Source organism: Solimicrobium silvestre, assembly GCF_002976435.1.
Classification (GTDB): Bacteria; Pseudomonadota; Gammaproteobacteria; order Burkholderiales; family Burkholderiaceae_D; genus Solimicrobium; species Solimicrobium silvestre.
This window is the reverse complement of sequence record NZ_PUGF01000003.1, coordinates 21,748-47,518: the sequence shown is the minus strand read 5'-3', so window position 1 is coordinate 47,518 and position 25,771 is coordinate 21,748. Positions and strand designations below refer to the sequence as shown.

Annotated in this window: 24 protein-coding genes and 1 pseudogene; 1 reads left to right on the top strand and 24 read right to left on the bottom strand. The window is 47.2% G+C overall.

Annotated features, from left to right (window positions below; translation table 11 throughout):
* Positions 1–138: 138 nt before the first annotated feature.
* The 17 genes from S2091_RS04265 to S2091_RS04185 all read right to left on the bottom strand — a co-directional run bounded on the left by S2091_RS04265 (position 139) and on the right by S2091_RS04185 (position 19,731).
* Positions 139–618, bottom strand: a complete 480-nt coding sequence (locus S2091_RS04265) for a disulfide bond formation protein B (protein WP_105530567.1) — start codon at positions 616–618, stop codon at positions 139–141.
* Positions 619–672: 54 nt separating this feature from the next.
* A complete protein-coding gene (gene prfA, locus S2091_RS04260) occupies positions 673–1,752 on the bottom strand; it encodes a peptide chain release factor 1 (protein WP_105530566.1) in 1,080 nt (359 codons plus the stop codon).
* Positions 1,753–1,844: 92 nt separating this feature from the next.
* Positions 1,845–3,122 carry a glutamyl-tRNA reductase gene (gene hemA / locus S2091_RS04255; protein ID WP_105530565.1) on the bottom strand — a complete coding sequence of 426 codons (1,278 nt, stop codon included), beginning with the start codon at positions 3,120–3,122 and terminating at the stop codon, positions 1,845–1,847.
* A 73-nt stretch (positions 3,123–3,195) separates the two neighbouring features.
* Entirely contained in the window at positions 3,196–5,604 is a 2,409-nt protein-coding gene (locus tag S2091_RS04250) for a CHASE2 domain-containing protein (RefSeq protein ID WP_105530564.1), read from the bottom strand.
* Between the two features lie 21 nt (positions 5,605–5,625).
* Positions 5,626–7,287 carry a FecR domain-containing protein gene (locus tag S2091_RS04245; RefSeq protein WP_105530563.1) on the bottom strand — a complete coding sequence of 554 codons (1,662 nt, stop codon included), beginning with the start codon at positions 7,285–7,287 and terminating at the stop codon, positions 5,626–5,628.
* Between the two features lie 43 nt (positions 7,288–7,330).
* Positions 7,331–8,020 (bottom strand): response regulator transcription factor, encoded by a 690-nt coding sequence (locus tag S2091_RS04240; RefSeq protein WP_105530562.1) that lies wholly within the window; start codon positions 8,018–8,020, stop codon positions 7,331–7,333.
* 266 nt (positions 8,021–8,286) lie between these two features.
* Positions 8,287–8,553 (bottom strand): cell division topological specificity factor MinE, encoded by a 267-nt coding sequence (gene minE / locus S2091_RS04235; RefSeq protein ID WP_105530561.1) that lies wholly within the window; start codon positions 8,551–8,553, stop codon positions 8,287–8,289.
* A 1-nt stretch (position 8,554) separates the two neighbouring features.
* Positions 8,555–9,370 carry a septum site-determining protein MinD gene (gene minD, locus S2091_RS04230; protein ID WP_105530560.1) on the bottom strand — a complete coding sequence of 272 codons (816 nt, stop codon included), beginning with the start codon at positions 9,368–9,370 and terminating at the stop codon, positions 8,555–8,557.
* A 42-nt stretch (positions 9,371–9,412) separates the two neighbouring features.
* The gene (minC, locus tag S2091_RS04225; RefSeq protein WP_105530559.1) at positions 9,413–10,150 is read right to left on the bottom strand and encodes a septum site-determining protein MinC; all 738 of its coding nucleotides are present in this window, start codon (positions 10,148–10,150) and stop codon (positions 9,413–9,415) included.
* Between the two features lie 397 nt (positions 10,151–10,547).
* Positions 10,548–11,405 (bottom strand): DNA-methyltransferase, encoded by an 858-nt coding sequence (locus S2091_RS04220; protein ID WP_105530786.1) that lies wholly within the window; start codon positions 11,403–11,405, stop codon positions 10,548–10,550.
* A 155-nt stretch (positions 11,406–11,560) separates the two neighbouring features.
* Positions 11,561–12,031, bottom strand: coding sequence for a GNAT family N-acetyltransferase (locus S2091_RS04215; RefSeq protein ID WP_207769615.1), 471 nt, complete (start codon positions 12,029–12,031; stop codon positions 11,561–11,563).
* 73 nt (positions 12,032–12,104) lie between these two features.
* The gene (locus S2091_RS04210) at positions 12,105–12,830 is read right to left on the bottom strand and encodes a substrate-binding periplasmic protein (protein ID WP_165794905.1); all 726 of its coding nucleotides are present in this window, start codon (positions 12,828–12,830) and stop codon (positions 12,105–12,107) included.
* 16 nt (positions 12,831–12,846) lie between these two features.
* Positions 12,847–13,356: a cupin domain-containing protein gene (locus S2091_RS04205; RefSeq protein WP_207769614.1), complete on the bottom strand. Its 510-nt coding sequence runs from the start codon at positions 13,354–13,356 to the stop codon at positions 12,847–12,849.
* 24 nt (positions 13,357–13,380) lie between these two features.
* Positions 13,381–14,151: a substrate-binding periplasmic protein gene (locus tag S2091_RS04200; protein WP_105530556.1), complete on the bottom strand. Its 771-nt coding sequence runs from the start codon at positions 14,149–14,151 to the stop codon at positions 13,381–13,383.
* A gap of 82 nt (positions 14,152–14,233) precedes the next feature.
* Entirely contained in the window at positions 14,234–14,605 is a 372-nt protein-coding gene (locus S2091_RS04195) for a VOC family protein (protein WP_105530555.1), read from the bottom strand.
* A gap of 128 nt (positions 14,606–14,733) precedes the next feature.
* The gene (locus S2091_RS24415) at positions 14,734–15,831 is read right to left on the bottom strand and encodes a hypothetical protein (protein ID WP_105530554.1); all 1,098 of its coding nucleotides are present in this window, start codon (positions 15,829–15,831) and stop codon (positions 14,734–14,736) included.
* A 147-nt stretch (positions 15,832–15,978) separates the two neighbouring features.
* The gene (locus tag S2091_RS04185) at positions 15,979–19,731 is read right to left on the bottom strand and encodes an EAL domain-containing protein (protein WP_105530553.1); all 3,753 of its coding nucleotides are present in this window, start codon (positions 19,729–19,731) and stop codon (positions 15,979–15,981) included.
* Between the two features lie 502 nt (positions 19,732–20,233).
* Between S2091_RS04185 and S2091_RS23800 the strand changes: the two genes are divergently transcribed.
* The gene (locus S2091_RS23800) at positions 20,234–20,497 is read left to right on the top strand and encodes a hypothetical protein (protein WP_133166857.1); all 264 of its coding nucleotides are present in this window, start codon (positions 20,234–20,236) and stop codon (positions 20,495–20,497) included.
* Positions 20,498–20,529: 32 nt separating this feature from the next.
* Here the strand turns inward: S2091_RS23800 and S2091_RS04175 are convergent, their stop codons facing one another.
* The 7 genes and pseudogenes from S2091_RS04175 to S2091_RS04150 all read right to left on the bottom strand — a co-directional run bounded on the left by S2091_RS04175 (position 20,530) and on the right by S2091_RS04150 (position 25,676).
* Positions 20,530–21,774: a cation:proton antiporter gene (locus S2091_RS04175; protein WP_105530551.1), complete on the bottom strand. Its 1,245-nt coding sequence runs from the start codon at positions 21,772–21,774 to the stop codon at positions 20,530–20,532.
* A 32-nt stretch (positions 21,775–21,806) separates the two neighbouring features.
* Positions 21,807–22,478, bottom strand: a complete 672-nt coding sequence (locus tag S2091_RS04170; protein WP_105530550.1) for a LysE family translocator — start codon at positions 22,476–22,478, stop codon at positions 21,807–21,809.
* A gap of 62 nt (positions 22,479–22,540) precedes the next feature.
* The gene (locus S2091_RS04165; RefSeq protein WP_105530549.1) at positions 22,541–23,458 is read right to left on the bottom strand and encodes a hypothetical protein; all 918 of its coding nucleotides are present in this window, start codon (positions 23,456–23,458) and stop codon (positions 22,541–22,543) included.
* Positions 23,459–23,547: 89 nt separating this feature from the next.
* Complete coding sequence (locus S2091_RS23795; RefSeq protein ID WP_133166856.1) at positions 23,548–23,751, bottom strand: hypothetical protein; 204 nt, start codon at positions 23,749–23,751, stop codon at positions 23,548–23,550.
* Positions 23,752–23,857: 106 nt separating this feature from the next.
* A complete protein-coding gene (locus tag S2091_RS04160) occupies positions 23,858–24,307 on the bottom strand; it encodes a hypothetical protein (RefSeq protein WP_105530548.1) in 450 nt (149 codons plus the stop codon).
* Between the two features lie 241 nt (positions 24,308–24,548).
* Positions 24,549–25,190: pseudogene (locus S2091_RS04155) on the bottom strand (FMN-binding negative transcriptional regulator).
* 105 nt (positions 25,191–25,295) lie between these two features.
* On the bottom strand, positions 25,296–25,676 hold the full coding sequence (locus tag S2091_RS04150) for a hypothetical protein (RefSeq protein WP_105530547.1): 381 nt from the start codon (positions 25,674–25,676) through the stop codon (positions 25,296–25,298).
* Positions 25,677–25,771: the final 95 nt, after the last annotated feature.

Genomic DNA, 25,771 nt, shown 5'->3' with positions numbered 1-25,771 from the left:
CTTTGATTGAAATTGGCGTAGGGTGGGCACGGTTTTGTGCCCACGCGTTATTTTCGATCAAAACTATTCGTAAATTAAATCCGTTGTTTATTTACTGTTACGCGTGGGCACAAAACCGTGCCCACCCTACGCATCAGATTATTGCTTTTTACTCTTAAATAACACCAGCAGCAACACCACGGTAAACACCACAAACCACAACAACGACCATTGCGGCAATACGAGTCCAAAAAATGGATCATAAGGCGTTCCGCACAAACCTTCGGCAGAAAACACCGTCGGCAACCAGCTCGCAAAGGGCAAGCTATTTACCGCAGTTTGAACCGGATCAATACCGCATTTAATATCTGGATGGGCAATGACATACAGTTGATGCAGCGCCACGCCTGCGCCGCTAATGGAGGCATACAAGCCGAGGCAGCAGCCGATTTTGCGTAGTAAAGCAGGGCCGGCCATGCCGATTAAACTACCGATTGCTAACAGAATAAAAGCATAGCGCTGGATAATGCATAACGGACATGGCGGCATCCGTTCAACAATTTGGAAATACAAGGCACCGCCGACGATCGCTAGGCTGGCAATGGCAGTAATCAGTAACGCGATTTGTGTTTTCTTCATAAAGCAACCTTAATTAAATAGTATATGTTGAATGTACTTTTATTCTGCAACAGCTTAATTGCCAGCCAGTTGCGCTAATAACTCCGCCTGATGTTCCGCCAATAACGCATTAGTCAGATCGGTTAAATCGCCGTCCATTATAAAATCAAGCTTGTATAAAGTGAGATTAATTCGGTGATCTGTCATCCGGCCTTGCGGGAAATTATACGTGCGAATTCGCTCGCTGCGGTCACCTGAGCCGATCAAACTTTTACGCGTAGCGGCTTCCTTGGCTTGTTTGGCGCGCAGTTGCCCGTCCATAATACGGCTCGCTAACACGCGCATCGCCTGGGCTTTATTTTGATGTTGGCTGCGACCATCCTGGCATTCGACCACAATTCCGGTCGGCATATGGGTTAAGCGTACCGCCGAATCGGTCTTGTTAATATGCTGACCACCGGCACCGGAGGCGCGGAAGGTGTCGATCCGTAAATCGGAAGTATTAATAATGACGTCGGTTAATTCATCTGCCTCGGGCATCACTGCAACGGTGCAGGCTGAGGTGTGAATCCGGCCTTGGGTTTCGGTCGCTGGCACACGCTGCACGCGATGTCCGCCGGATTCAAATTTGAGCTTGGAATAGGCACCCAAACCGGCAATCCGGATAATTACTTCTTTATAGCCGCCCAAGTCGGAAGGTGACTCTGACATCATCTCAACCTGCCAGCGATTGCGTTCGGCATAACGCGTGTACATGCGCAGTAAATCGCCGGAAAATAAGGCCGATTCATCACCGCCGGTACCAGCGCGAATTTCCAGAATAATATTGCGTTCGTCGTTAGGATCTTTCGGCAGCAACATCGTTTGCAATTCGCCGTCCAGGGTTTCCATGACCGCTTTGGCATTGGCAATTTCTTCTTGCGCAAATTCTTTCATGTCCGGATCAGACATCATTTCCTGCGCTGAATCTATGTCTAGTTGCGTTTGCTGGTAGCGATGATACAGCTCCACAACCGGCGTCAATTCAGCATGTTCGCGGTTGAGCTTACGGTAGTTATCCATATTGGATGTGCTACCTTCTTGCATCAATAATTGGTTAATTTCAACCAGCCGTTCGGCTAAGTGGTCGAGCTTGGTCAGCATCGAAGGTTTCAAGATGGTTCCTCTTTATTGAATCGGTATTAGATTTGATTGGGTGGCATTATTTAGTGCATGCCAAACACGGGTTGTTCTGGAAGCGAATCCAGCTAACGTTTGGTGCGGAATAATTGCGGAAGTAGCGCGGCTATTTGAGCGCGTTCTTCGCCGTGGGTTTTGTGCAGAGCCTGTTGCGAGCCGTGCAAAAATTTGGCGGTTAAGCCTTTGGAAAGTGCTTCCAGTACTACATCAATATCATCACCTTTAGCCAGCATGCGGCGGGCGCGTTCCAGTTCCATCAAACGCATTGCCTCGCCGTTTTCATGCAGCTCCTGAATAACGGGAACCACAGCACGGCCATCTATCCAGTGCATAAACGATTGCACTCCGGTTTCAATAATCGCTTCAGCTTCTACTACTGCCAATTGGCGGCTTTCAATACCGGTTTGTACCACGTTGCCAAGATCGTCAACAGTATATAAAAACACGTCATTTAAGCGGGCCACTTCGGCTTCGATATCACGCGGCACCGCTAAATCAACCATAAACATTGGCTTATGTTTGCGCGCTTTAATGGCGCGTTCAACTAAACCTAAGCCAATGATCGGTAAGGTAGACGCGGTACATGAAATGACTATGTCGAAATGAGCTAATTGATCGGGTAATTCGGCTAAGCGAATTGCGCGGCCATTAAATTGATGCGCCAACGTTGCGCCGCGTTCCAATGTGCGGTTGGCAATGGTGATCGATTTTGGGTTTTGAGCGGCAAAATGCGTGGCGCAAAGTTCAATCATTTCACCGGCGCCGATAAACAGCACATGCTGCTCGGTGAGATCATCAAAAATACGCTGCGCTAAACGCACTGCCGCAGCGGCCATCGAAACGCTATGCGCACCGATTTCTGTGCTGCTGCGCACTTCTTTCGCAACGGAAAAAGTACGCTGAAATAATTGATGTAAGTAAGTGCCCAAGCCGCCCACTTCATCGGACTGGCGCACGGCATCTTTGAGTTGACCCAAAATTTGCGGTTCGCCCAACACCATCGAATCTAACCCGGATGCGACTCTAAACGCATGACGTACTGCATCATCTTGCGGTAACGCGTACAAATGCGGGCGTAATTCGGCGTAAGGAAGTTGGTGGTAATCGGCTAAAAAATGGGCTGCTGCGTCAAGCGGATGAGGCATTTTGCACGCTGCGTACAACTCGGTGCGATTACAGGTAGATAAAATTGCTGCTTCAGCCGTATTGGCAGAGGCGTTATTTCGATACAAAAATTGGCGCGCCGCCAACACCGCCTGACCAATTTTGTCAGGCGCAAATACTACCTTCTCGCGTAGCGCGAGTGAGGCAGTAGTGTGGTTAAGGCCGACGGCAAGCAGTTGCATGTTTTATTGGTAATAAATGCTACGACGATTCGTAGCATATTTAGCCTTATATTATAACGCGACTCGCTTGATTTCAACTTGGGATCTCAGAATATGCCGGGATGCTAAGGGTAAAGGTCGTGCCGTGATTGGGTTTGCTTGTCAAACTGATATGCGCCTGATGCCGCTCCAATACGAGTTTGACAAACGCCAGGCCTAGGCCGACCCCTTCATTTTTAGGTTGGTTTGCGCCAGCAAAGCGCTGAAAACGACGAAATAACTTAAGCTGATCGGTCGGTGTAATGCCATACCCCTGATCGGCAATTTGGATAATCACCCTATTATTTAAAAATTCAATTTTCTTATCGATGCTAATAGTAACGGTGGTGTTTTCAGGGCTATATTTAATCGCATTCGAGAGTAAATTAGTCAGCACGCGGGTCATTAATGAACGGTTAATATTAATTAAGGCTTCGTCATTAGCGCATTCATCGGAAACAACGGTATTGATTTGAATTTGCTTGGTTTTGGCGAGGCTCCACATTTCATCGCAGGCATCCATCACAATATCTTGCGTATTAACCACTTCAAGTCGATAGTATTCAGTTTCCGCGCGCGCCAATTGCACAAAATTATCTGCCAGGCCTAAGGTAACTTGTGCCGCCTTGGCAACGCGCTCTAAAAACTCTGGTTGTGGCAAGGCAGATTTAGGTTCTTGTTGAAGTTCGAGCAAGGCCAAAATAGAGGCTTGCGGGGCGCGCATGTCATGTGAAATAAATCGCAAGGTTTCGTCACGGGCGCGCTCGGCTTGGCGGATTGTGCTGATATCAATAATGCCGACTATCCAGCCTATGTGCTCTTTATTTGCATTGGTGCACGGCGCGCTTTTAATGATTAAATCGCGCTTTAACGTATCGCTGACTTCAATGCCGTTTTTCATTAACTCACGTTTGCTTAGATCGAGTAAATGCCACCAGCTAAAGGTATGGGTAGCCGCTTGCTCAAGCGGGCGCGGGCTTAACATCGTCGAAAATAAATACGGCAACAGTGCATCGGCAAGGTTTTTATTACCCAGGCTATTAAAATACGCATCCGCCGGTTGGTTGCTTAAAATGACGTGGCCTTCTACGCTGGTAACGATGGTTGCGTCGGGCAGGCTTTGCAAGCTGTCGGTGACAAACTGGCGCAAATCACGTACCCGTTTGGCGGCAATTTCCATCGAAGAAATACGTTGTGCCAATGCATCGGTGAAGAGGCTGGTTTGCTTATTCGGTGTTGTTTTTTGAAGAGGTTCAGGCAGCAAGCTAGGCTCTTGATTGAGGCGTGAAATTTCAATGTTCAAATAACGAATTGCCGCTTCAAGTCGCCGCCAGCTCCATAACGGGTAGGCGATAATTAATACGATGAGCGCCGCGCTTGGTGGCAGCCAGATTCCTGATTTGAGGGCAAGAAAACTGCTAACCAAAGTCAGGGGAAATAACAAAATTGTGCAACTGAGCGCCAGTCTGGGTGACAGTAATAGATAAGCAAACAACGCAATTAAGACCGGAATGACAGAGTACGCAGCGCATAGTTCTGGCGATGCCATGATGATGGATCTGCCATCTAACAGGCTGGCTAAAATATTGGCATTAATCTCAATTCCAGGCATGGCACCGTCGACTCCGGAAACGGGAGTCGGGTAAGCGTCCGACATGCCAACGGCAGTTGCGCCGATCAATACATTTTTACCTGCAAAAAATTGTGCCGGTACTTCACCGCGTAATACTGACACATACGGCACCGATTTAAAGTGACCTTGATTGCCATAGAAGGGAATGTAAAATTGAGAGTTACGTAGCCAGCTATTTGGTGATGATGTATTCAACTGTTTATTGGACGTGCTGGGTAAGTCGCTATAGTCATCGATGGCGCGTTTTTTAATGATGTTATATAGCGCTAAACTGAAATGCGGCACCCATGCATTTTCACGGCCTTCGCGTAAAAAAATACTGCGCGTAAATCCATCGGGGTCCACTTCTAAATTGATATGTGCAAGCGCTCGCGCTGCCGTGGCTAGAGTTGGAAATGGTTGGGTGATAACTAAGCCCGCGCCGTTATTTTCCAAAGTAATCGGTAATACGGTGCGATTGTTATCGGACATGGCGTGCGCAAATTCTGCATCACCATTTGAGTCGGAGCCGGATTCAGGCTCACTAAATATCACATCAAGCCCAATCGAAGTCGGTTGGGCCTGATTGATTTTTTCTAATAATTGCGCATGACGCGCGCGCGGCCAAGGCCACTTACCGAGTTGTGCAATGCTGTAGTCATCAATCGCAACGATGATGATGTCGTTCCGCGCAGCTTGCTGATTGAGTTGAATTGCTTTGTCATACATGAGCAGGTCAAGCCGTCCTAAACCATGCTGAAAACCCAGGCATGCCGCAAGCACTGTTAATGCCAGCGCCAACATCAACCACTCATAGCGAACAATATGTTGAATTTGCTTGGTGGATTTCATATTTTGTTATCTTGGCGTAGTTTAAAAACCAATATGAACTACGCCATCCAAACTGTGTACAGGTGAACCGTCGCTCGATGTTAAGAGGTTAAAAATGGTAATGGTTTGGGTGCCTGAAAATGCGCCGACATAGCCGTCAGCATCAATCGCTTTAACCCGAATAAAATAAATTCCCGGCTTTGGGCGCGGCAGATTAAATTCTGGCGCAGGTAATTGCTGATCTAAAATCAGATGTGTAAACGCCGCATCATCACTCATTTGAAGCACAAAGGTTTGGCCCGGTTCCGCTGACCAGCTCAAGTTCATTGTGGCTCCACCAGAGTCTTTAAATGGCGGTAAATCTTTTGTCGGTGCAAGCAACTCCACATTTTCTACATCGCCAAAAGGGCCGTGGTCGTCCACGCCGTTTTTTTGGCTTATGGAAGCTACCCGCCAGAAGAAATGACCGATAGGAAGTTGGTCGGCGCTGTAGTGGGTGGCGCTTAGCTTGGGATGGTCTTGCAGCAGATGTTGAAATTCAGCGTCACTGGCAATTTGCAGATGGTAAAAAGCGGCATCGGCTGCTTCACTCCATGAAAAATCAACTTGCTCGGCACGTAATTTTTTCTTGGGCTGAATATTAAATGGCGCTTCAGGGCGTGCTTTTAATTTAAACGGAATAATGTTGGAAAATCCTTCTAATCCAAGTGCATCAATTGCACTGATCCGAACAAAATAATTGCCATCAGCGATGTCGGAAAATTTGAAGTGGGGTTCAGTAAAAACGCCTTCTTGAATCAAATTTTCTGCCTTATTATCCAGTGCGATTTGAGCTCGATATGATTTTGCCTCGTCCATTTTTACGACCTTGAATTGCACAAGAATTCGTTCTTGCAAAGCATAGTTGCCGATTAGCGTAGGCGCTGGCAGCAATGCAACCGCCTCGCCTACTTTTTGGGCATTCACAATGTCACCCTTGCCGGCTGGCAGGGTAATTGCGTTAGGGCGCACCGTTTGCCCAACTGCTACATTTCCTTCTAACACTTCAGTGGCCACCTGATGCTCCGTTGCTTCCACCCTAAAATGGGTGCCGCGTACTCCCGCAATTGCTAAGGGGGAATGCACTTCAAAACGGCCGTTGTTGTTCTTCAGTGAAGTCACGCTGGATTCAACCCGGCCAGTTAATAAGGTGAGTTCTGTTTTTGGGCTATTGGCATATTCCGTGGCACGTAGTTTGCTGAATTTAACCTGGCTGTTGGATGGTACTGAAATACGTGAATGATCTGGCAGTTCTATCGTGGCAAAGCCATTTTTTTCTGTACTGACGACCATACCTTCACGCACGATGGCACCAATTGTAATCGGCGACGTTGCGCTGCCATTGTTTAAGGTGGCTTCGCCAGAAAAGGCAACCACTTTGGCTTCTATCGTGAGTTCGCGTAGTAATTCAAACGGAATCTGAATACCCGTACCAATCGGAATAGCGCGGTCATTACCGATGCGATTGCGTTTGCCTAGTAGCGCCCAATTGCTTGATTTTTCGGTGTATGTTTGCGCGATGGAAATTAGTGTGTCGCCTTGTTTGGCGTAATAGGTAATGTCGCTTTTACCAACGACGACATCGCCTGGTTGTTGTGCGTAACTGCTTAAGCTAATACTCAATACGAATAGGAAAATAAACCGTTTAAAAGTAACTATAGTCATCGTCAATTATCTTTATGTAGATTGCTGCATTCTGCTTAATTCATTAGTCCGGAATTTGTTCCAGGCGATAGCCATAGCTATACACCGGTGCCAGCCGGAAGCCATTTTCAGGCCGCAATTGTAATTTATTGCGCACCCGTGAAATATGGGTGTCCATGGTGCGTGATGGAATTTCAATGTCGCGTGACCAGACAGCTTCCAAAATATACGCGCGTGATAAAGGCCGTCCCAAATTGCGGAATAACAGTAACGCCAAATCAAATTCTTTTTGCGTTACGTCGATAAATTGACCAGACAAGGAAAGCCGCGCTGAGCGGGTTTCAAATATGTAGCGGCCAAATTCCAGATGTTCCGGCATATGTTGATTCGGATAAGCGCGTCGCAACAGCGCTTGCACTCGCGCTACCAATTCACTGCGGCGTATTGGCTTAATCATGTAGTCATCTGCGCCTGCCGCTAAGCCAGCCACAATATCATCTTCGCCAGAGCGGCTTGTCATGAACAGAATTGGAATGGTCGATGAGAGCTTTTCCCTAACCCAGTGCATGACTTCGGTGCCGCTCAAGTCAGGTACTTGCCAATCCAATATCAGCATGTCGTAATTTTCACGGCGCAAGTTATGCAGCATTTCTTTGCCACTGCTAAAGGGATGTGCACTATGTCCGGCAGAATTAAGTATTGAACATACTAACTCCAGCAGGTTTGTGTCGTCTTCAAGTACTGCAATTCTCATAGTAGTGTTCCGCAAAGCAATGTTTGTATAAAAATGCCTAAGCTTGTGTATTTGTATTAGCGGCTAATTGTGAGCTTAAGTTGTTACATAATTGTAAAATACCTGTCAACTTTTTGTGAACTATCATTAAAAGTTAGCCAAGTTCGCCGTTTTTGTTGTTGATAAACAACTTTGTGGCATGGAAGGGGGCGGTGATCGCCGGAAACCACATGAGGGTACTGAGTGCAGCTTCCGGGGAGAGAATAGAGGTAGATAGTTTGATTGAATTAACTGCGCAGTTCTATTTCTGGTAACACGACATTCACATCCAGTACTTCTAAATCACCTTTTCGGTCTAGCGACAAGGTAATGTCTTTAGGATCTACCTTGGTGTACTTGGAAATGACGGCGATTAATTCGGCATGCAGTGCCGGTAAAAAATCATAACCGGAACGGCCACTACGCTCGCGTGCGATGATGATTTGCAAGCGCTCTTTAGCAGCCGATGCCGTTTTTGGTTTGGCTGTGTTAAATAAGAAGGATAGTAAGGCCATATTACTTCGCTCCAAAAATGCGCTTCAATAAGCCCGGTTTTTCGTAATCCATGAATCGTAATGGAAGTTCTTCACCTAAGAAGCGCCCGACCACGTCTTCGTAAGCCAAAGAAACATCGCTGCCTTTGATATGAATTGCCGGGTTACCTTGGTTGGAAGCGTGTAATACCGCTTCGGATTCAGGAATAATGCCGATCAATGGAATACGTAAAATTTCTTGTACATCGACATGCGACAACATTTCGCCTTGTTCGACGCGTTTTGGCGAGTAGCGGGTAATTAACAAGTGTTCTTTTACCGGTTCGCCGCCATTTTGTGCGCGTCGTGATTTGGCTTGGATGATGCCAAGAATACGGTCAGAGTCACGCACTGAAGAGACTTCCGGATTGGTCACGACAATCGCTTCATCCGCAAACGTCAGCGCCATAATTGCGCCATGTTCAATCCCCGCAGGGGAGTCGCAGATGATAAATTCAAAATCCATATGGATTAAGTCGTTTAACACTTTTTCAACGCCAGCCTCAGTGAGCGCATCTTTGTCACGCGTTTGCGACGCGGGCAAGATGAATAAATTGTCGCAATGTTTGTCTTTGATCAGTGCTTGACGCAAAGTGGCTTCACCGCTGACTACATTAATTAAATCATACACAACACGCCGCTCGCAACCCATGATCAGGTCAAGATTGCGCAGGCCAACGTCAAAGTCGATCACGGCAGTTTTATGTCCGCGCATCGCCAGTCCAGTTGCAAAGCTGGCGCTCGACGTGGTTTTACCAACGCCGCCTTTGCCAGAAGTGATAACGATGATTCTTGCCACAAAAGACTCCTTTGGAATAACGATTTAATTTACTTAGGCAACTTATTTAGCTATCTGAATAGAAACGACGTCGATTCTATCGCCATTTAGCTTTATTTGTAATGGGGCATTTGGCGTCAAAGATGGGTAACCGTTTTCAAAAGTCCGATAAATGCCGGCAATGGAAACTAATTCCGCCTCCAAACTCAGCGTAAAAATGCGCGCCGCTGTGTTGCCGCTGGCACCAGCCAAAGCTCGGCCACGTAACGGAGCGTAGATATGGATACTGCCATCGGCGATCACTTCCGCGCCACTGTTGACCACTGCGGTAATGATTAAATCCGTGCCACGCGCGTAAATACGTTGCCCGCCGCGCACCGGTGTATCAATGATCATGGGGGGCAGTGAACTTGCTGTGATGGGCGTAGGAATTGGAGTGGGGGCAGGAATAGGCGCAGTGGCAACTTCAGCGAGTGGTGCAGTCTTGCTGCCAAGATCAATGCTCAGCCCTAATAGGGAAATCTGAGTTTCGCTAGATGCGGGGGCATTACGCACCGCAACCGGGTTAATGCCATTAGTTTTTAACAGCTTAATTAACGCGGCCCAGTCGAGATCTGTGCAATCAATGTTGGCAACATCAATGACGGCACATTCTTCAGAGTAATAATCGCTGGAATTGGCGGTAAGTTCTTTTATTGCGGCTTCTAAAATCGTTAAATCGGCGTCAAACAAAATAACCGCAATAGCGACGACGGTAGAAATTTTAATTTCAATTGGCTTGCGTTGATTTTTTGAAAGCATGAAGATGTTCTATCTGAGAAGAAATCAATGTTGCTGCATTATCACCCGAAAACCATCAAAATTAGTAACAAATTTAGTCGTGTGGTATTGCCTGTTGTTGGCGTGTATTGGGTAAGCGGGGAGGGATATTGCCGTACTGCAATTTAAGGGGTTTGGTAGTGAGGGAGTGGTCGGTGGAGTGATCGACTGTCATCGACAGCGATTAGGGCAATCGACCTGAGTCGAATCATTCCCACCTAGCTTGCGTCATGCATATCCGTTGCATGTACGTTAGTTAGGTTAGATTTTGGCGGAGTTGTATTACGTGGATGTGACATAAATCAAAAAAATCGGGAATTTTCAATGGAAATGAGCTGCATTCAACTATCCCTCTATTTTTTGAAATAGTTGCTTCACATTACGAAGCTTGTGGCGAAGAGGGCGCTTTCTTAATGATGCGCTCTTTTTTCACCTTAGCCCGAATCGGCTCAGTAGGATGATTATTTCGCATGACTAATTGCGCTTCCGGTGCAGCTAAACGTTGTTGAATAATCTCGCAATAGCTGGAATTTAATTCAAAACCGACAAAGTTACGTCCACAACGTTGCGCTGATACAGCTGTTGTGCCGCTACCCATAAAAGGATCTAGCACCAAACCGCCGGGCGGGCAGGACGCGTGGATCATGCGGTCTATAATTTCTAACGGTTTTTGGGTGGGATGGTCAGCGCGTTCCGGATCGCTTTTATGTACTCTTGAAACACTCCATAAATCCTTGGGGTTGTAGCCGACTTCCAACCATTTTGCGCCAACAAAGATCGAACGTGAACGGGCTTTTTTGGTTACGGCATCATAAGGAATGCGCACTGCATCCAGATCAAAATAATAGCCTTTTTCTTTCACAAAAAAACCTATTGTGTCATGCACCGAAGAAAAGCTGCGTACGCTGCCGCCCATGGACGGAACGCGTCTGTCCCAAATGATTTCATTCATCATTTGCATACGCTGTTTCAGCATGACAAAAATTTCAGGAGAATAACGCCAGGTCAAAAAAATATAGAAACTGCCGCTAGGTTTTAATTTCGGCAGTACTGCATCGATCCAGTTTTCCATCCACTGCAGATAGTCGCCGGTCGCCAGCTTGTCTGATTCATTGCCGTAATCTTTGCCTAAGCTGTACGGCGGATCGGCAATGATTAAATCAATGCTTGCATCAGGAATCCGTTTGAAGCCCTCAAGCGCATCTTCATTAAAAACAGTGTTTATATAGTGGCTCATCGGCGCTTTGGGAAGAATCAGGCTAGCTTTGAAGCTGGATCTGTTCATTGATTCAGGGTAATAAAGAGCTGGGATTTTATCATTGATGGGCTGGCTTGATGATTAAAAGCAGCTGCTATTGCTGTAAGGCACTTATTATCACAGTTTCACCGAACTCAGGCATAGACAATAAAGCCAGTGTGCTTGGCGACCTGATCATACAAAAGACGAGCAGCTGAGTTTGATTCATGCGTATGCCAGTAAACGCGGTTTATGCCTGCGCTACGCGCAGTTTCCGTGACGCCTTGAATTAACGAGCGCCCGACTCCACGGCCTCGCACGGATGGATCAGTAAACAGATCTTGCAAGTAGCAAACCATTTCTATTTTCGTGGTACTGCGATGGTATAGGTAATGGCTTAAGCCGACCAACTTGCCATCCAGTTCCGCCACGAGTGCAAACACAGGTTCAATTGGGTCGAAGAATCTTTGCCAAATTACCTCAGTTACTTCAGCAGGAAGCGCCGTCTCATTTTGCCGGCCATAGAACGCGTTGTAGCCATCCCATAAAGGCTTCCATGCAACAAAGTCGCTCGGTTCGATGGGGCGAATCGTAATAGGGGATAGTATTTTATTTTCAGAAATCATTGTTTATATTGGTTTGCGGTGTTGAGGACGTAATTAGAAGTAAATTTGTTGATGCCGTTTTTGCGTTTTGATCCTATTGGCGATAGCGTGTCAGGATGTGATCGATGGTTCCATCCAGTATCAACTTGTTAATTGCATTGTCTATTTCGGTAAATGGAATTTTGCTGGCTAACGAAAATCCGCAAGGGGTATGAAATGTTGAGATGGTTAAGGTTGAAAACTGTTTTAGTTGGGGATACTTGGTGATTTGGTACTCAAAGCTCAAGCGATCAACAACGGCATAGAGTTCACGACCTATCAACAGCTTCTTAATAACATGAAGCATGTCGGGAGCATCGTCACGTCGATAGTTTGAGCCTAGAGCTGCATCCAGTTCTGGATATTTATAACCTACGACCAGTCCGAGCGTTTTACCCGAGACATCCTTTAACGCCATTGTTTGCGGTAATGTTGGGTTGGTTGCCAGTAAATTTTCATTCGGAATTAAGGGCTGACTCCAGTTTAATTGCGCCTCAACCCATTCCGGGCGAATGTAGCAGGCTCCGTCCACTTCTCCTGAGATCAATGCGGCCTCAAGACGATTGCGTGGTAATGAGATAAAGAGCGTTGCCAGATGGAGTTCATGGCCGATTGCTTCACCTAACTCCTTCAGTATTCCAGAGTCGAGTGCATTGTTATGAAATTCCGCCAAAGGCATTGCGTTGTCCGTTGAGGCTGCAAATACAATAGCAGGTTGTGCAGCAAGAACTTGAGCACAAAACAGCACTGGCAATAGCACTAGTAGTTGTTTGTTTCTCATTGTCATGCCCCGTAATTCACTCATCGATATTCATACTATCCCAATAGTCCATCGTCGCAGTCCCGGAATACCCCACTCCCATTAGTTTCACAGCCACTCTACCCGTCTCAGTGTGCACAGCCACATCGTTAGCTTGGGTATTGCCGATGATGAGGTACCGGCAAGCTACGTCGGTATGATTAAACAGTGCATGACCTTGCTTTTGGCCGGCAGGGAAGCACACATATTGGCCTGCTGACATGATGTAGGCTTTATCCCCAAGACGTAGTGTAAGCGCGCCTTCGAGTATGAAAACGTGCTCTTCTTCCAGCATATGATAGTGCGCGGGATTGGCTTGTTTTCCGGGCAGTAAAACTTCATTCGCAACACCGATTTGGGTCGCACCACCATAAGAACTCAAATGCTGGAAGCGCATGCCAAAGCGTTGGCCTTTTGCGAACTCTTCCCAAGGTACGTCCGCGATTGGAAAAGGTTCAAAAACACCTTCAGAATTCATGGAATTTGCTGGCTTACTTACTATACTCACGGTGCACTCTCCGCTGTCCAGGTTTTAATGCGAGTGAAAAGAATTATCGTCAATAATCTGTTGATATTCTTTGGTTTTTTTTAGAGCGATTAATGCCTGATTAAAGCGTTGCAGTGCAGGCAGTTTGTGCATAGTTTTTGGGAAGGCTAAGTATAGCCAGTCTTGTGTCAATGGAACAGGTAGGACGGTGAATTTATTTTGATTGGCAAGTAGCACAGGATCGGATCGGATCGCTTGCTCTAAAGCTCTTTCACCGATGATGGCAACATCAATTCTACCTATTAGTAATTTCCTCAAACGCGACACCTGACTGGGGTCCGTGTCCGAGGTAATCAGGTTATCTGCAACCGCTTTATCAAAGGCATCACCAAAGCTTGAGCCAAGTGGTATGCCAATAATTTTACCTGTCAAATCAGTCAGCTGATTGAACTTAAAAGCTTTGTTTTTTAGTACGGTTAATTCAATCGTATTTCTATACACAGGCTCTGAAAAATCATAGAGTTTTGCGCGCTCTTCAGTCCAGGTAAAACTGGTGATACCACCTTTTCCTGCGGCCGACTCACTAATGGCCCGTTTCCAGGGTAACAACACAAGTTTATAGGTGTCGCCCGTGCTTTTGGATAAGCGTTGAAATAACGCGGGGAAGATGCCAGCCGCTTGTTCACTATCTAAATAAATCAGCGGCTGGAATGCTTCACCGCCGTACACGACTAGCTCTTCAGCCTGTGCAGGCAAGGCAGAAAAAACAGTACATATAATGCATATTTTTACTACGTTTAAAATCTGAGACATCATTGAGTTCCTGGGACTATAAAGCGCACCGATTACTTGCACCACATATAGTTAAGATAGTAGATGTCGATCCAAATGCAACTTGTCAGGCGGTTGGTGCATGTAGCGCAATTCTGTTGCCTTCCGTGTCGAGTACGACAGCGCGAAAACCGTAGGGGCCGATTTGGTGTGTGTCCTGAATTATTTTACCTCCCGTTGCCGCGACAGCTTTAACGGCGTCAATCAAGCGCCCTTCGGCATTCAGGTAGATAAGCGGGCCAACCTTGGACGGTGCATTGTCTGCATCAGGTACATACAGGCAGCCTCCCACATCGTTGTCGGAGTGAGGAAATAACCCAAATATAAAACCTGGGCCGCCCTCTTTGCTTACTGGGCTACCAAGTACCGCTGAGTAGAATTTTATTGCTCGGTCAAGGTCTGTGACAGGTATGTCAACCCAGACAAGTTGATTGCTCATTTGAAACCTCCTTTAAATAGCGATTGAAATGAAATAGCTTAACAGGGGGAAACTAATTGGTATGCTGCCACAAAATAATAAGTAAAGCTATATTTACGCATGCAATGCGCCACTGTTGAATTAATTTACTACGGAGTCACTAACCCAGTCATTTGTACTACTTCAAAGTTTGAGCCGAGGACACTGCCCAACTCACTCACCAACGCGCTGTCATTCCAGCGGGCGTCGGGCGCGCCAGTTATATACCAATTCGAGCCGTTGTCGGCAACGATCAAACCGTAAGTCTTGAGCGCCTGCAGTATCACTTGGCTATCTTTGCTGAAACTGCTTGGAATGACATACGACGCTTTGAGGCGGACCCGCATCCCCATCGGCGGTAAATTGGGATTGGTACTACTGGAGGCCCAATGATTGGCAGGCGGTACATAGGCTTGCCGCGAGTTGGCGACAGTAAACCGCAACGCGTGGGCAATTAAACCGGCACCCACTTCATCGTAGCGTGCCAATCCAGGGAAAATCGGCAAACCTGCCGCGTCTGCGCTGGTCCAGCCGAGCGCGGCAGTGGGACGCACATTATCGGAATCAAGATGAAAAATCGCGCCGCTATCGGCAGTCCAGCTACCGTTGGTATTTGGGTACGAATTATATGTTTCATACAAGCGATTGGTATCGCGATCGACAACCAGCACATGTCGATCACCGCCAAAGGCTGCGCCACTCACAAGTTGACCTTCGATTGGCGCGTTGGCTGGAATCGGATAAGGACCCGGATCGCTCTCGGTTGGGTACGCCGCGAAGTTAACCGGAACCAATGCCTGGCTAGAACTCACCACCACATAGGGAATGCCATTTGGTGCGCCATCCCACAACGCCGATCCGAAATTTGGGTGCAAGCCGGTGTTAATGCCAATGCTGGCGATAAGTGCATCCGAATTCGGATCGACTGGTGCGCCGGAAATATTCGTGTTCCATGCATTATCGGCAGGAAATGGAACGGCACCGTTCAAGCTAGCACCTACGCCTAAACTGGCCTGTTGCAAATTGGCATAAACCAAGGATGACGATGAGCTTGAGCTGGTTGAGCCCGTGCCGCTACTACCAGTACCCGTACTTCCTGCACTAGTACTGCTCGGAGAAGAGCTTCCACCGCAAGCGACAAGGTTGATGGTGATTAGGAAAATTAAAGTAAAACGGGATAATGTAATTTGATTGAATCGACGTTTCATACTGGTCGCTCCGTATAGGGTAACTGTGAATTAAAAGCAATTTTTAGCTGATTTTCACATGAAACTATTCTGAGAAAACGTAATGAAATGTAAGATTTTTCTAGGTCATTATTTTTATATGGGGATGTTCTAGTCGGTCTAGAATTTTTACGAATGCACCAAAACTTTCTTATTAAAATTAAGCAATTCCACAGGCGTTGGTCTACCAAATAAATACCCCTGAAACATACTACATCCACAAGACTGCAAGAATTCACGTTGCTCCGCAGTCTCCACGCCTTCAGCAATAATCCCCAGCCCCATACTCAAACCAAGAGTAACGATGGCACGCACGATAGCTAAGTCATTACTATCAATAAAAATATCACGCACAAAAGTTTGATCAATTTTTAACTGCTCAAGCGGCAAACGTTTTAAGTAGGCAAGCGACGAGTATCCAGTCCCAAAATCATCTAATGAAAAACGCACGCCATTCAGCATCAACTCACGCATTTTGCTAATAACGGCGTCGATATCTTTCAGCAATAAACTTTCTGTCAGTTCGATTTTTAGTTTGTAGGGATCCGCGTTATTGCTTCGGAGAGCCGTCATGACGTTGTTAACAAAATGCGCATCATGGAATTGGCGTGCACTAATATTGACCGCCAACGACAAATGCGCAGTGTCCGGGTGTAACGACCAGATATGTAATTGTTTGCAGGCGGTATCTAATATCCAATCGCCGAGCGGTAAAATGAGCCCATTTTCTTCCGCTACCGAAATAAATTCAGATGGCGACACCATGCCGCGTTCCGGATGATTCCAACGGATCAGCGCTTCTGCACCGATGATCTGATCATTGCTATCCATTTGAATTTGGTAATGCAGTACAAATTGCTGGCTTTCTAACGCCTGACGTAAATCCGCTTCTAATGCAGCATGCCTGTCGACGGCTTTTTGCATTTCAGGATCAAAGAACCGAATGGTATTGCGGCCCGCATCTTTAGCCTGGTACATAGCAAGGTCGGCGTGTTTAAGAAGGTCATCCACATTCACATCATGTGACTGGAATAACGTGACGCCGATACTGGGCGAGATGTGATGGGTTTTCCCTTTTAATAAATACGGCTGATTCAGTTCCGATTGTATTTTCAGTGCAACCAGTTCAGCCAAGTCTGCTGCGTGACTTGCATCTTCGTTTAATTCTTCAAGCAGCACCACGAATTCATCGCCGCCTAAGCGCGCCGCGGTATCTCCCTCACGCAGACAAAGCGATAAACGCTGCCCGACTAATTCAAGCAATAAATCGCCGACATCATGACCGCGTGTGTCATTGAGTTTTTTGAAGTTGTCTAAGTCAATAAATAATAATGCGCCTTCTTTTTTTGTGCGTGAACTGGTTGCCAACGCATGTTTCAGGCGCTCTGTTAATAGCCGTCGGTTTGGTAGTTTGGTCAGTGAGTCGTAGAAGGCGAGGCTGCGGATTTCATCTTCAGCTAATTTGCGATCGGTAATGTCGACCAGGGAGAAAATATAATTGGTGATCACATTTTCAAAAGTACGCACCGCTGTGACGGTAAGCCAGAGTGGAAAATCTTCGCCGTTTTTACGCTGCGTCCAAACTTCACCTTGCCAAGTTTCAGTGTCCTTAACGGTTTGCATCACCATCCGGTAAAAATCATCATCGTGTTGCGGCGATTTAAACATGCTGGGAGATTGCAAAAGCATCTCTTCCGATGAATAGCCGGTAATGTTTGAAAACGCGCTATTGATTCTTAAAATCTTTTGTTTGGCATCGGTAATAAACATGCCTTCATGCGATTCAAACGCAATTGCTGCGATGCGTAATTCCTGCTCGTGAATCAGCGAGCGTTCCCGTGCCGCATCAACTGCGCTATACGCCGCGGCGTTATCCAGCGCAATCGCACCATAAGCGCACAAGGTGCGGAAAATCGAACATTCGCGTTCACCATAAGCATGTTCATTAGGCGACTGAATCGACATAACGCCCAACATCCGCTGACCAACCATGAGCGGCGCAAATAATAAGCTAGTGGCTTTTTGTGTTCCCGGAATGATGCTGTGTGAGCTTTGATCAAGTGCGGAGTTAATCACTATTTCATGCTGTTCACGGGCGCAACGTGCTGACAGCGAAGTCGGGTTATCAACCGACACTTCATAAAAAGGGAAAGGTTTGGTTAAGCCTGTTTCAACGGCAAAAGCGACCTGCAGTTTTGATTTATCTTCATTGAACAAGTAGATGATGAAGGACCATGTATCTAATAAATCATCCGCATGGTGGTGCAGTGCTTCTAGTACCTCTTGTGAATTCAGACTAGCCGTAATTTTGCGCCCGATCAGGCCCAAGGTTTCTAAGGTTGAATTGGTGTTTTGTAAGGCCGCCGCCAGTTTAATATGTTGTTCCGTTTCGGCACGTGTGCGGTCCATTTCGCGTCGTACCTGAATCGCGATGGCACGATTTTGTGCTTCTGAAAGCCGCGAATTATTACGTGCTGCAGTTGCCGCTAATCCTGCCTCATAGGCAGATCGAAAATCGCCGTTGGTGGCATATTCATTGGCAATTTGATTTAATAAATCAGAAGAAACCTTATAGCCGCTAATGGTTTTGGCAATTTTTACTGCCTGATCAAGATAATGTAGCGCAGCACTTGGTTGCGCCATATTTTTTGATTTAACACCATTTGAGTTGCTATGTAATTCTGCCAGTACCCGCAATGATTTGATTTGCTCATCCGCGCTGCCTTGTGCATTGGCTAGCTCAAGTGCTTCTGCGGCTTTCACCGCGGCTTCGTCTTTACGCCCAAGTCGCAACAAGGCTGTGGCTTGCCCGCGTGTCATGATGATTAACTGATCCCGGTCGCGCTGTGCTTCAATGTTTTGTTCAATTTTTAAAAACCAGCTGAGCGATTTTTCAAAGTCACCCATATCGAGTGCCAGCATGCCGAGATGGTTGAGTGCATTGATATGCCCGCGTGACCTGGGCATTGTCTCTAAACGACTGATTGCTTCGAGCAAGAAAGCTTCCGCTTCATCAAACCGCTCAAGCCGGCGCAATACATCGCCAACCTGCATTAAACCTAAGCCGTTGTTGTACGGCCAATTGGTCGTGCGTGCTAGCGATAAGGCGTTTTCGGCCCATTCGAGTGCAGAATCAAGATCGGATAAGGTGGAAAAATCTTCGGCCACATTGGCAGCACAGATCAGCGCATGTCGAATTTGCCCCGAGTTGAGTGCCGCCTGGTATGCCTGCAAATCGAGTTTGATTGCGGCACCGGGGTCATCAGTTAATGCGGCAACCGTTGCGCGCGCAGTCAATATCCAGGTAAGGATCGAGTCGTGCAGATGTACTGGGTCAGGAAATAATTCAGTTAATTGAATTGCTGTAGCGGCAGCGTCACTAAACGCGGCGCGTGCCATGCTGCGCGCTTGGGTTGCGGCAACGCGAATGAGATCATTGGCCAGTTGGTAATGCTGTAAGGCCAGCGACAGGTGAATATCAATGTGTTGCGAACGCCCCCGATCTTGCCATATGTAAGCGAGTAGCCATTGGCAATCACCTTCCCCTAATTTGTCATTGATCGCTTCAAATAGCGCCAGTGCCAAATTGATCTCGTGTTCACCGCCATCCAAATCGGCACCCAAGGTTTTGAACTCGGCGCGGATTAATCGAACCCGTGCTTTGCAGCGGGTCTTTTCGGTTTCATCCATGTCGGCGGTTTGCAGAAGAGTTTCTGCTTCGCTTGCCAAAAGTAATGAGCGATTGTAATCGCGTTGGCGTAATTGCCAAGCCATTGCCACCACAGCAAAAATACGCTGCGTACCGTCTACCCGTGATAGGTGGACATCTAGCGCTGTTACGGCTTCATCTAGCGCAAACAAGTCCAAAAAGTGATCTGTCATGTAGATTTGGCAATAAAAGTTAACGAGTTAGGAATGCAATAGGTTTAGAGTATGTTCGTGGTTACAAATTTTAATAATTCAGTATAAACGAATGTTGCCTCAAATAAATACCCTTGAGGCAATAAACAACACGAATTTTATTTGGTGAAAGGAGCATAAATGATCGCTTAATTGGAATTGATATTAAATAATTTTTATGCGCGTATTTGTCAAGATATTGGTAAAGGAAATATCATCATATAGCGGTTATGAAACTCATTGACCCTTATTTTGAGCACGTATTATTTAATCGGTTTGTTTATTTTTGGTGCTGAATTTTCTAGGTATTAAAATGAGTAAGGTGGCTGCCAGGGCGATTCCTAGTGAGGTTAACGGTGCGAAGCTCACACCTCCATCTGTGATTGCAACGGTTGAGAGCTGGACGCCACGCAGTAGGAGTATGCTAGTGATGAAGACCAAGCCAAACAAAGTCCCATAGGGAGCAATAGCAGCCCATGGCGGCATGATGATGCGACCTTTACAGAATACCAGCAGACAAACCATCGTCGTAATAATGCCAGCCAACACGCCCGTTAATTCAACTACACCGGCTCAGTTCAACGCAATTAAGCAAATGGATAATACCGTTCCGATCAATATGCCATGCAGCCCTGCACGGATGCGTTTTTCGGGCTCCGCTACCAGCGCGGCTGACACCGCATCAAACACAGGGAATACGCAGCAACTAATCAAGGCGGTCATCAGGCCGAGTGCAGCCATTTTTTGATCTGCTATCAGCGCATCGCGTCCTTGACGGCATCATACTTGCTTGGCTGCGTCTATGGTGGGGCACGGCGTCGCTGTTCGGCGCACGCGACTGATAATGGTCATCGCCGGCACGGTAAGTAGCGTGCTGATCAATGCCATCATGGCCAGTGCAGAGTAAATCTTGGGGCCGATCAGCCTGGTATCGAAAAAGATGTTGATGGCAATCAGTTCCATCAAACCCTTGCACTGCATTAGACAGCCGAGCATACTTGATTCGCGCCACGGCAAACCGCTGCAGCGCGCCGCCAGTGCCACGCCGATGAATTTCCCCGCCACCGCTGTAGCTGTGACGATCGTAGTCAAGAGCCAGAAAGCTTGGTCGCTGATATCGAATTGCAGGCGCATGCCTGTCATGATGAAGTAGAATGGTAGGAGCAATACTTGACATATACTCGTCAAGGACTCGCGCCACTGATCCAATACCTGCTGAGGGAAGATCGCACCACCGATGAAAGCACCGAACAGGGGGTGCAGGCCGATCAGATCAGTCAGCATTGCGGAGAAACAGATCACGGACACAAATACCAAGATTACATTGAGACTGGTCGCCGACTTTGAGCCATACCGGTGGCGCAACACTGGTCGCAGCACCAGCAGCATTAGGACGAGATAGCCGGCCAGCAGCGGGAATATCCTCACCACGTGGCCGTTGGTCGAGTCGAACGAAAGGATCAGCGCGATGCCGAGCCACATCCAGATGTCGTCGAGCATGGCGCAATTGACCGCCAGTTTACCAACGGTGCTAGCGGCCAGTCCAGTGTCGCGTAAAATTGCAATCAGTACCGGCAGCGCAGTGACCGACAAGGTCACGCCTAGCGCAAACGCGCTGCGCAGCGGCGTGGCTTGGCTGCCAACTACTCCAGGGTACAGCGTGGCCAGATGATAGCCGACTAGGCCGCCAAGAGTGCAGGTGACGCTGAAGCCGACCACGCTGATGGGTACGAAGTACCACGCCTTGCTGTTGCGCGTACCGGACATCGAATCGCCACCAGCCAGCGCAATCATTATCACAACGCCAAGCCAACCCAATCCCTGTAGCGAAAAACCGAGCGAACCGTTGAGGAAGTCGATGTGCTGCGTTTTGAGCCAGCCGAGCAGGCCACTCTGACTCAAAAACAGGCCGAACACCAGTTGTAGAAATACTAATGGAAATATCCGTTCGATGCGCAGTAGCCGACTCAATGCGGTGGGGACGCAGACAAACACAAGGACGGCGGCAAAGAACAGATCGGTCATGATGGTTTTCCCAGGCGGTGCCTTGTGAGTCGCTAGCTGAATTTGGTGGTGTAAAAGATCAGCCCAGCGAACAGCAGGAAGCAGGTGCCGCCGATGCGGTTGATAATGGTAAACCCGCCGGCCGACATGATTCTGGCCTTGATAGCGTAGGCAAACATCGCGTAAATCGAATGAATCAAAAACACCAGCACGCAAAAAGTAGACGACAGAAACAGAAACTGCGTGACATACGGCGAAGCTACATTGATAAATTGAGGAAACAGCGCGATGAAGAACATGATTGGCTTGGGATTGGACACGGTCAAGATAATCCCTTCTTTGAAGCGCGCGCCTGTACTAGGACGATGCAGCGGAACTTCGCCGCTATCGCCTTTGAGCTTGATTGAAGAGGAGCGCAGCAGCTTGATTCCCAGGTAAATCAAGTAGGCGGCCCCGATCGATTTGGCTATGGCAAATCCAGTGACGGAAGATGCCAGCAAGGCACCCATGCTGGTGGCCGACGCCAAGGCCACTAGGAACATGCCTCCCGCTACACCTACGATACCGGGGAATGCGCCCTTCAGTCCGTATTTCAGAGAGTTGCTAATCGATAACACAATGCCGGGGCCAGGACTAGCGATTGTCAGGCTGGCGATTAAAATATAGGTAAAAAATCCGTTCACGATATTCCTGAGGTAGAAAATGGGTGAGTCATAACTTGGCATACACTTGCGATCCCGCCGGCCATGTTCGCGATTCTCGCGAACATGGTTGATTAGGTCATCGGTTATGCGGCGATCAAGCGCTTTTCGCGGTCGGGGAAAAGTGGGCTATTTTTAATCAGATCACCATCGCTCTCGCAAACTTCCAAGTGAAACTTTGTAGGACCGGCGTAGCCAAAATATTTGCGCGGTATTTCAAGACTATGGGCGCGCTTGTAATCGTATTGCGAAGTTTCGCAGACAAAACGCATGACGAAGGCTGCGCGCAATTCCAGTGGACCCACTTCCAGCATGACGCTGCGGTGAATGACATATTTATCGAAAATGAGCGCGTCGCCCAGCTCAAAATCATCTTCTACGCAGAAATAATCGAGCAGCGTCTTCATGGCCACAGCATTAAGCGGACCGTCACGCAATTCCATGAACTCTGCCATTTCCACTTTCTGCCCGGAATTCGCGCGTTTTTCTAGACAATCGAACACGGCCGGGTCGACATTGTTGTACATGAATTCGCCCGAAATAATGTTCTTGGGCGTATAGGCCATGCCGCTGCGCTGCTTGCTTGTATCGATTGGTGCCAGCGGCGTCCAGATGGTGCAGCCGAAATCTTCGGCGCGATGATAGCCGAAGCTCTGGGTACCAATATGCCAAGGGAAACCCGCACTGGTGTTTTTCTTCAACTCGAAACCGATAGACTGGGTGAACAGCAGATTGCGCTTGGTCAGTGCTAGCACGGTCTTCCGGTAAGTTGGGTCCTGCAGCAGATCATCGATCTGTTGGTCGCCTTCAAACATATCGAAGGCGAGGCGGTTAAATCCACTTTGGTATTTATCGGTCGGCGCGGCAATTTGTTCGCTTGTGCGTCGCTGCAGGTAAGCTATCATGTCTTCGTTAAAGAATTTCTTTAGTAGTAGGAAGCCCCGGTCTTGAAACGAGGCGATATCTTGCTCGCTCACAATAAAGTCTTTATTAATCATTTTCATTTCGTACTCTCACAGGTTAGATATTCCAACTGAAATTAACTGCGGTCCACTAAAGTGGACCCATCGTTCAAAACTAAAATTCATTTAGTCTAAGTCGTACTTTCTGCCAAACATGCAGCTGCTCGGCGCTGCCCGTTTTTGATGTTGCTATTGTTGTTGCCACCAAGGACATTAGCCGCGATGACTGAACTTTCTGCGCCAAACATCACCATCGCACAAAAAATCAATGCTCTTCTTGCTGGCAATCTATAATTTATCCAAGAGCTAAAATAACGACTAAATTCTTGGTTCAAATTGCACTCCTGTTGAAAACGACCTTTGATAATTTCTTTTAAATTAATTTGGAAGTCATGGCAGCATACGAGACTTGCGCAAAGAATATAAGTCCACAAAATTGGACTAGCTGATTGTAAAAAACAAGGAGCACTGCAATAAAAGGAGGGGGGTAAAGTGACAGTGAATACGCATTGTTATTTGTTTGAAATCCCAATTCATCATTATTAAAAAACAGACTTCATGCTCATAATCTGTTAGCAGCTTATCTCCAACGCTCAATGTACCAGTAACGTTTTCGATGCTACACCCAATACCAAACTCCTCAATGTAATTTGGCATAAGCTTAAAAAAGTTAGTTATTTCAATTTCGTGTGCGCTATAAACAGTGCCTAAAATTGACTGAGAGGGGAGGTGTTTCAGGATGTGTTTATTGAATACAAGTGCCTGTATTCCACCACTATATTCATGCACATTGAGAGTGGATTTCTTTTGATGTATATCGCCCGAATTCAACAGTGCGTTATCTTCTTCAATAAAACAGTCGGCAAACTGTGCAGTCCCTTCACAGGGCATGTCACGATCAAATCAACTGGTGACTTGATACCCTGTCGGCAACGCAACGAGTTTTGCATAGGCATCCGTGGAAATAAAATGCCTTGAATGCATATCTTTCGGGCTTGGAACTATGTATCGGAACCGGTCAGATAGCCGGAAATTATCGCCAGAACTTCTGAAACAACATGGCGTATTACATGCGGAAGAAAATCCGGTGCAGCAACTTGCCCCCGGTACCTTGAGGGTTACCAAAACTTACCTAAATTTTGTGGTTGCCCCGTTTCACGAGTGCCACCATCTGCTGCGAATTTTCATCGACATGCTCATGCAAGCCTTCGATGATGCCCAATTTGTCTGACAACGGTTTGTTTTGACTCATCTTCCACTGGCCGACAACAGCGTTGATGGGAATTTCAATGCCAATAATGGTATTAAGCATGGAGTCGATGTACTCTGACGGTGCATCGGAGACTCTCCAAGGCATAGCTCGTTTTGATTCATACAGGTCGCTTAGCGTAGTGACATGTTGCAGGAGCCAGTCTTTGTCTTCAATGGCGCGAGGAATGCCGTGGGCGTGAACGACGGTATAGTTCCAGGTAGGCACGGCCTTGCCATGTCTGTGTTTGCTCGGATACCAAGATGGCGTGATGTAGCCCTGAGGTCCTTGAAAAATGATGACGGACGCGATCTCACTCGAAAATGATTTCCAAATCGAATTGGCCCGAGCAACATGGCCAATAAGAGTTCCATACTCGCCACGGGTCGCGTCAACCAGAAACGGAATGTGGTTAACGATCAATGCACCGTCAGCTTGGGTAACTCAAGTACCCAAAGGGTGCGACCTGATGAGTGAGTGAAGAACGCTGATATCTCGCTCTTCAAAGTGTTTTGGAACGTGCATGGCATTTTCCTCTTGAAAGACTAACTATTGAAATGCAAAGCAGTCGCAACATGTTCTTGTTTGCAAAAAGAAAGCATGCGGCTACGTCTAGCTGGAAATTTTCGGTTAACAATAAAAGACTAGTACCATCGCCGTCAAAACGATAACAATAGCGACGAGTCCAACCATGAGTAGGCCGTATCGAACCAGATCAGACTCTTCCCCCTGTCGTGCGCCACCGGAGATGGCAAGTATCAATAAAATGATAGGCATCGATGCGAAGACGGCATGCCCGGCTGAGCTATTCTGAAGCGCAGCGAAAAATAGCGGCTTGCCGATTCCGCTACCTATCGTGGACTGCATTGTCATCATCGGCGCATTGCCGCCGACACTGGAGCCGGTCAGGTAACCGGAAATTAAGCCTTGTTCTTGCAAATACTGTTTTGTGGCTTGAGTTCTCACCTCTTCAATGTCATCGGCTGCATAACTGAGAAAAGCGGGTAGCATTAAAGTGAATAATACGATGTTTTTGACATGATATTTCCTTTCAATTAGTAATGGCAGAGCGCTAATAGTATTAGCACGACTATACTTTTAAAATA

Excerpts from the sequence above, each read along its gene's own strand:
- S2091_RS04185 (WP_105530553.1), bottom strand. The coding sequence starts at position 19,731 with ATGACAGATCACTTTTTGGACTTGTTTGCGCTAGATGAAGCCGTAACA.
- S2091_RS04210 (WP_165794905.1), bottom strand. The coding sequence starts at position 12,830 with ATGAGAAACAAACAACTACTAGTGCTATTGCCAGTGCTGTTTTGTGCT.
- S2091_RS04240 (WP_105530562.1), bottom strand. The coding sequence starts at position 8,020 with ATGAGAATTGCAGTACTTGAAGACGACACAAACCTGCTGGAGTTAGTA.
- S2091_RS04170 (WP_105530550.1), bottom strand. The coding sequence starts at position 22,478 with ATGCCAAGTTATGACTCACCCATTTTCTACCTCAGGAATATCGTGAAC.
- S2091_RS04245 (WP_105530563.1), bottom strand. The coding sequence starts at position 7,287 with ATGACTATAGTTACTTTTAAACGGTTTATTTTCCTATTCGTATTGAGT.
- S2091_RS04160 (WP_105530548.1), bottom strand. The coding sequence starts at position 24,307 with ATGCCCTGTGAAGGGACTGCACAGTTTGCCGACTGTTTTATTGAAGAA.
- minC (WP_105530559.1), bottom strand. The coding sequence starts at position 10,150 with ATGCTTTCAAAAAATCAACGCAAGCCAATTGAAATTAAAATTTCTACC.
- S2091_RS04220 (WP_105530786.1), bottom strand. The coding sequence starts at position 11,405 with ATGAGCCACTATATAAACACTGTTTTTAATGAAGATGCGCTTGAGGGC.
- S2091_RS04215 (WP_207769615.1), bottom strand. The coding sequence starts at position 12,031 with ATGATTTCTGAAAATAAAATACTATCCCCTATTACGATTCGCCCCATC.
- hemA (WP_105530565.1), bottom strand. The coding sequence starts at position 3,122 with ATGCAACTGCTTGCCGTCGGCCTTAACCACACTACTGCCTCACTCGCG.
- S2091_RS04165 (WP_105530549.1), bottom strand. The coding sequence starts at position 23,458 with ATGAAAATGATTAATAAAGACTTTATTGTGAGCGAGCAAGATATCGCC.
- S2091_RS04265 (WP_105530567.1), bottom strand. The coding sequence starts at position 618 with ATGAAGAAAACACAAATCGCGTTACTGATTACTGCCATTGCCAGCCTA.
- S2091_RS04150 (WP_105530547.1), bottom strand. The coding sequence starts at position 25,676 with ATGCTACCCGCTTTTCTCAGTTATGCAGCCGATGACATTGAAGAGGTG.
- S2091_RS23800 (WP_133166857.1), top strand. The coding sequence starts at position 20,234 with ATGATGATGCGACCTTTACAGAATACCAGCAGACAAACCATCGTCGTA.
- minE (WP_105530561.1), bottom strand. The coding sequence starts at position 8,553 with ATGGCCTTACTATCCTTCTTATTTAACACAGCCAAACCAAAAACGGCA.
- S2091_RS04200 (WP_105530556.1), bottom strand. The coding sequence starts at position 14,151 with ATGATGTCTCAGATTTTAAACGTAGTAAAAATATGCATTATATGTACT.
- S2091_RS04195 (WP_105530555.1), bottom strand. The coding sequence starts at position 14,605 with ATGAGCAATCAACTTGTCTGGGTTGACATACCTGTCACAGACCTTGAC.
- S2091_RS04250 (WP_105530564.1), bottom strand. The coding sequence starts at position 5,604 with ATGAAATCCACCAAGCAAATTCAACATATTGTTCGCTATGAGTGGTTG.
- S2091_RS04175 (WP_105530551.1), bottom strand. The coding sequence starts at position 21,774 with ATGACCGATCTGTTCTTTGCCGCCGTCCTTGTGTTTGTCTGCGTCCCC.
- S2091_RS24415 (WP_105530554.1), bottom strand. The coding sequence starts at position 15,831 with ATGAAACGTCGATTCAATCAAATTACATTATCCCGTTTTACTTTAATT.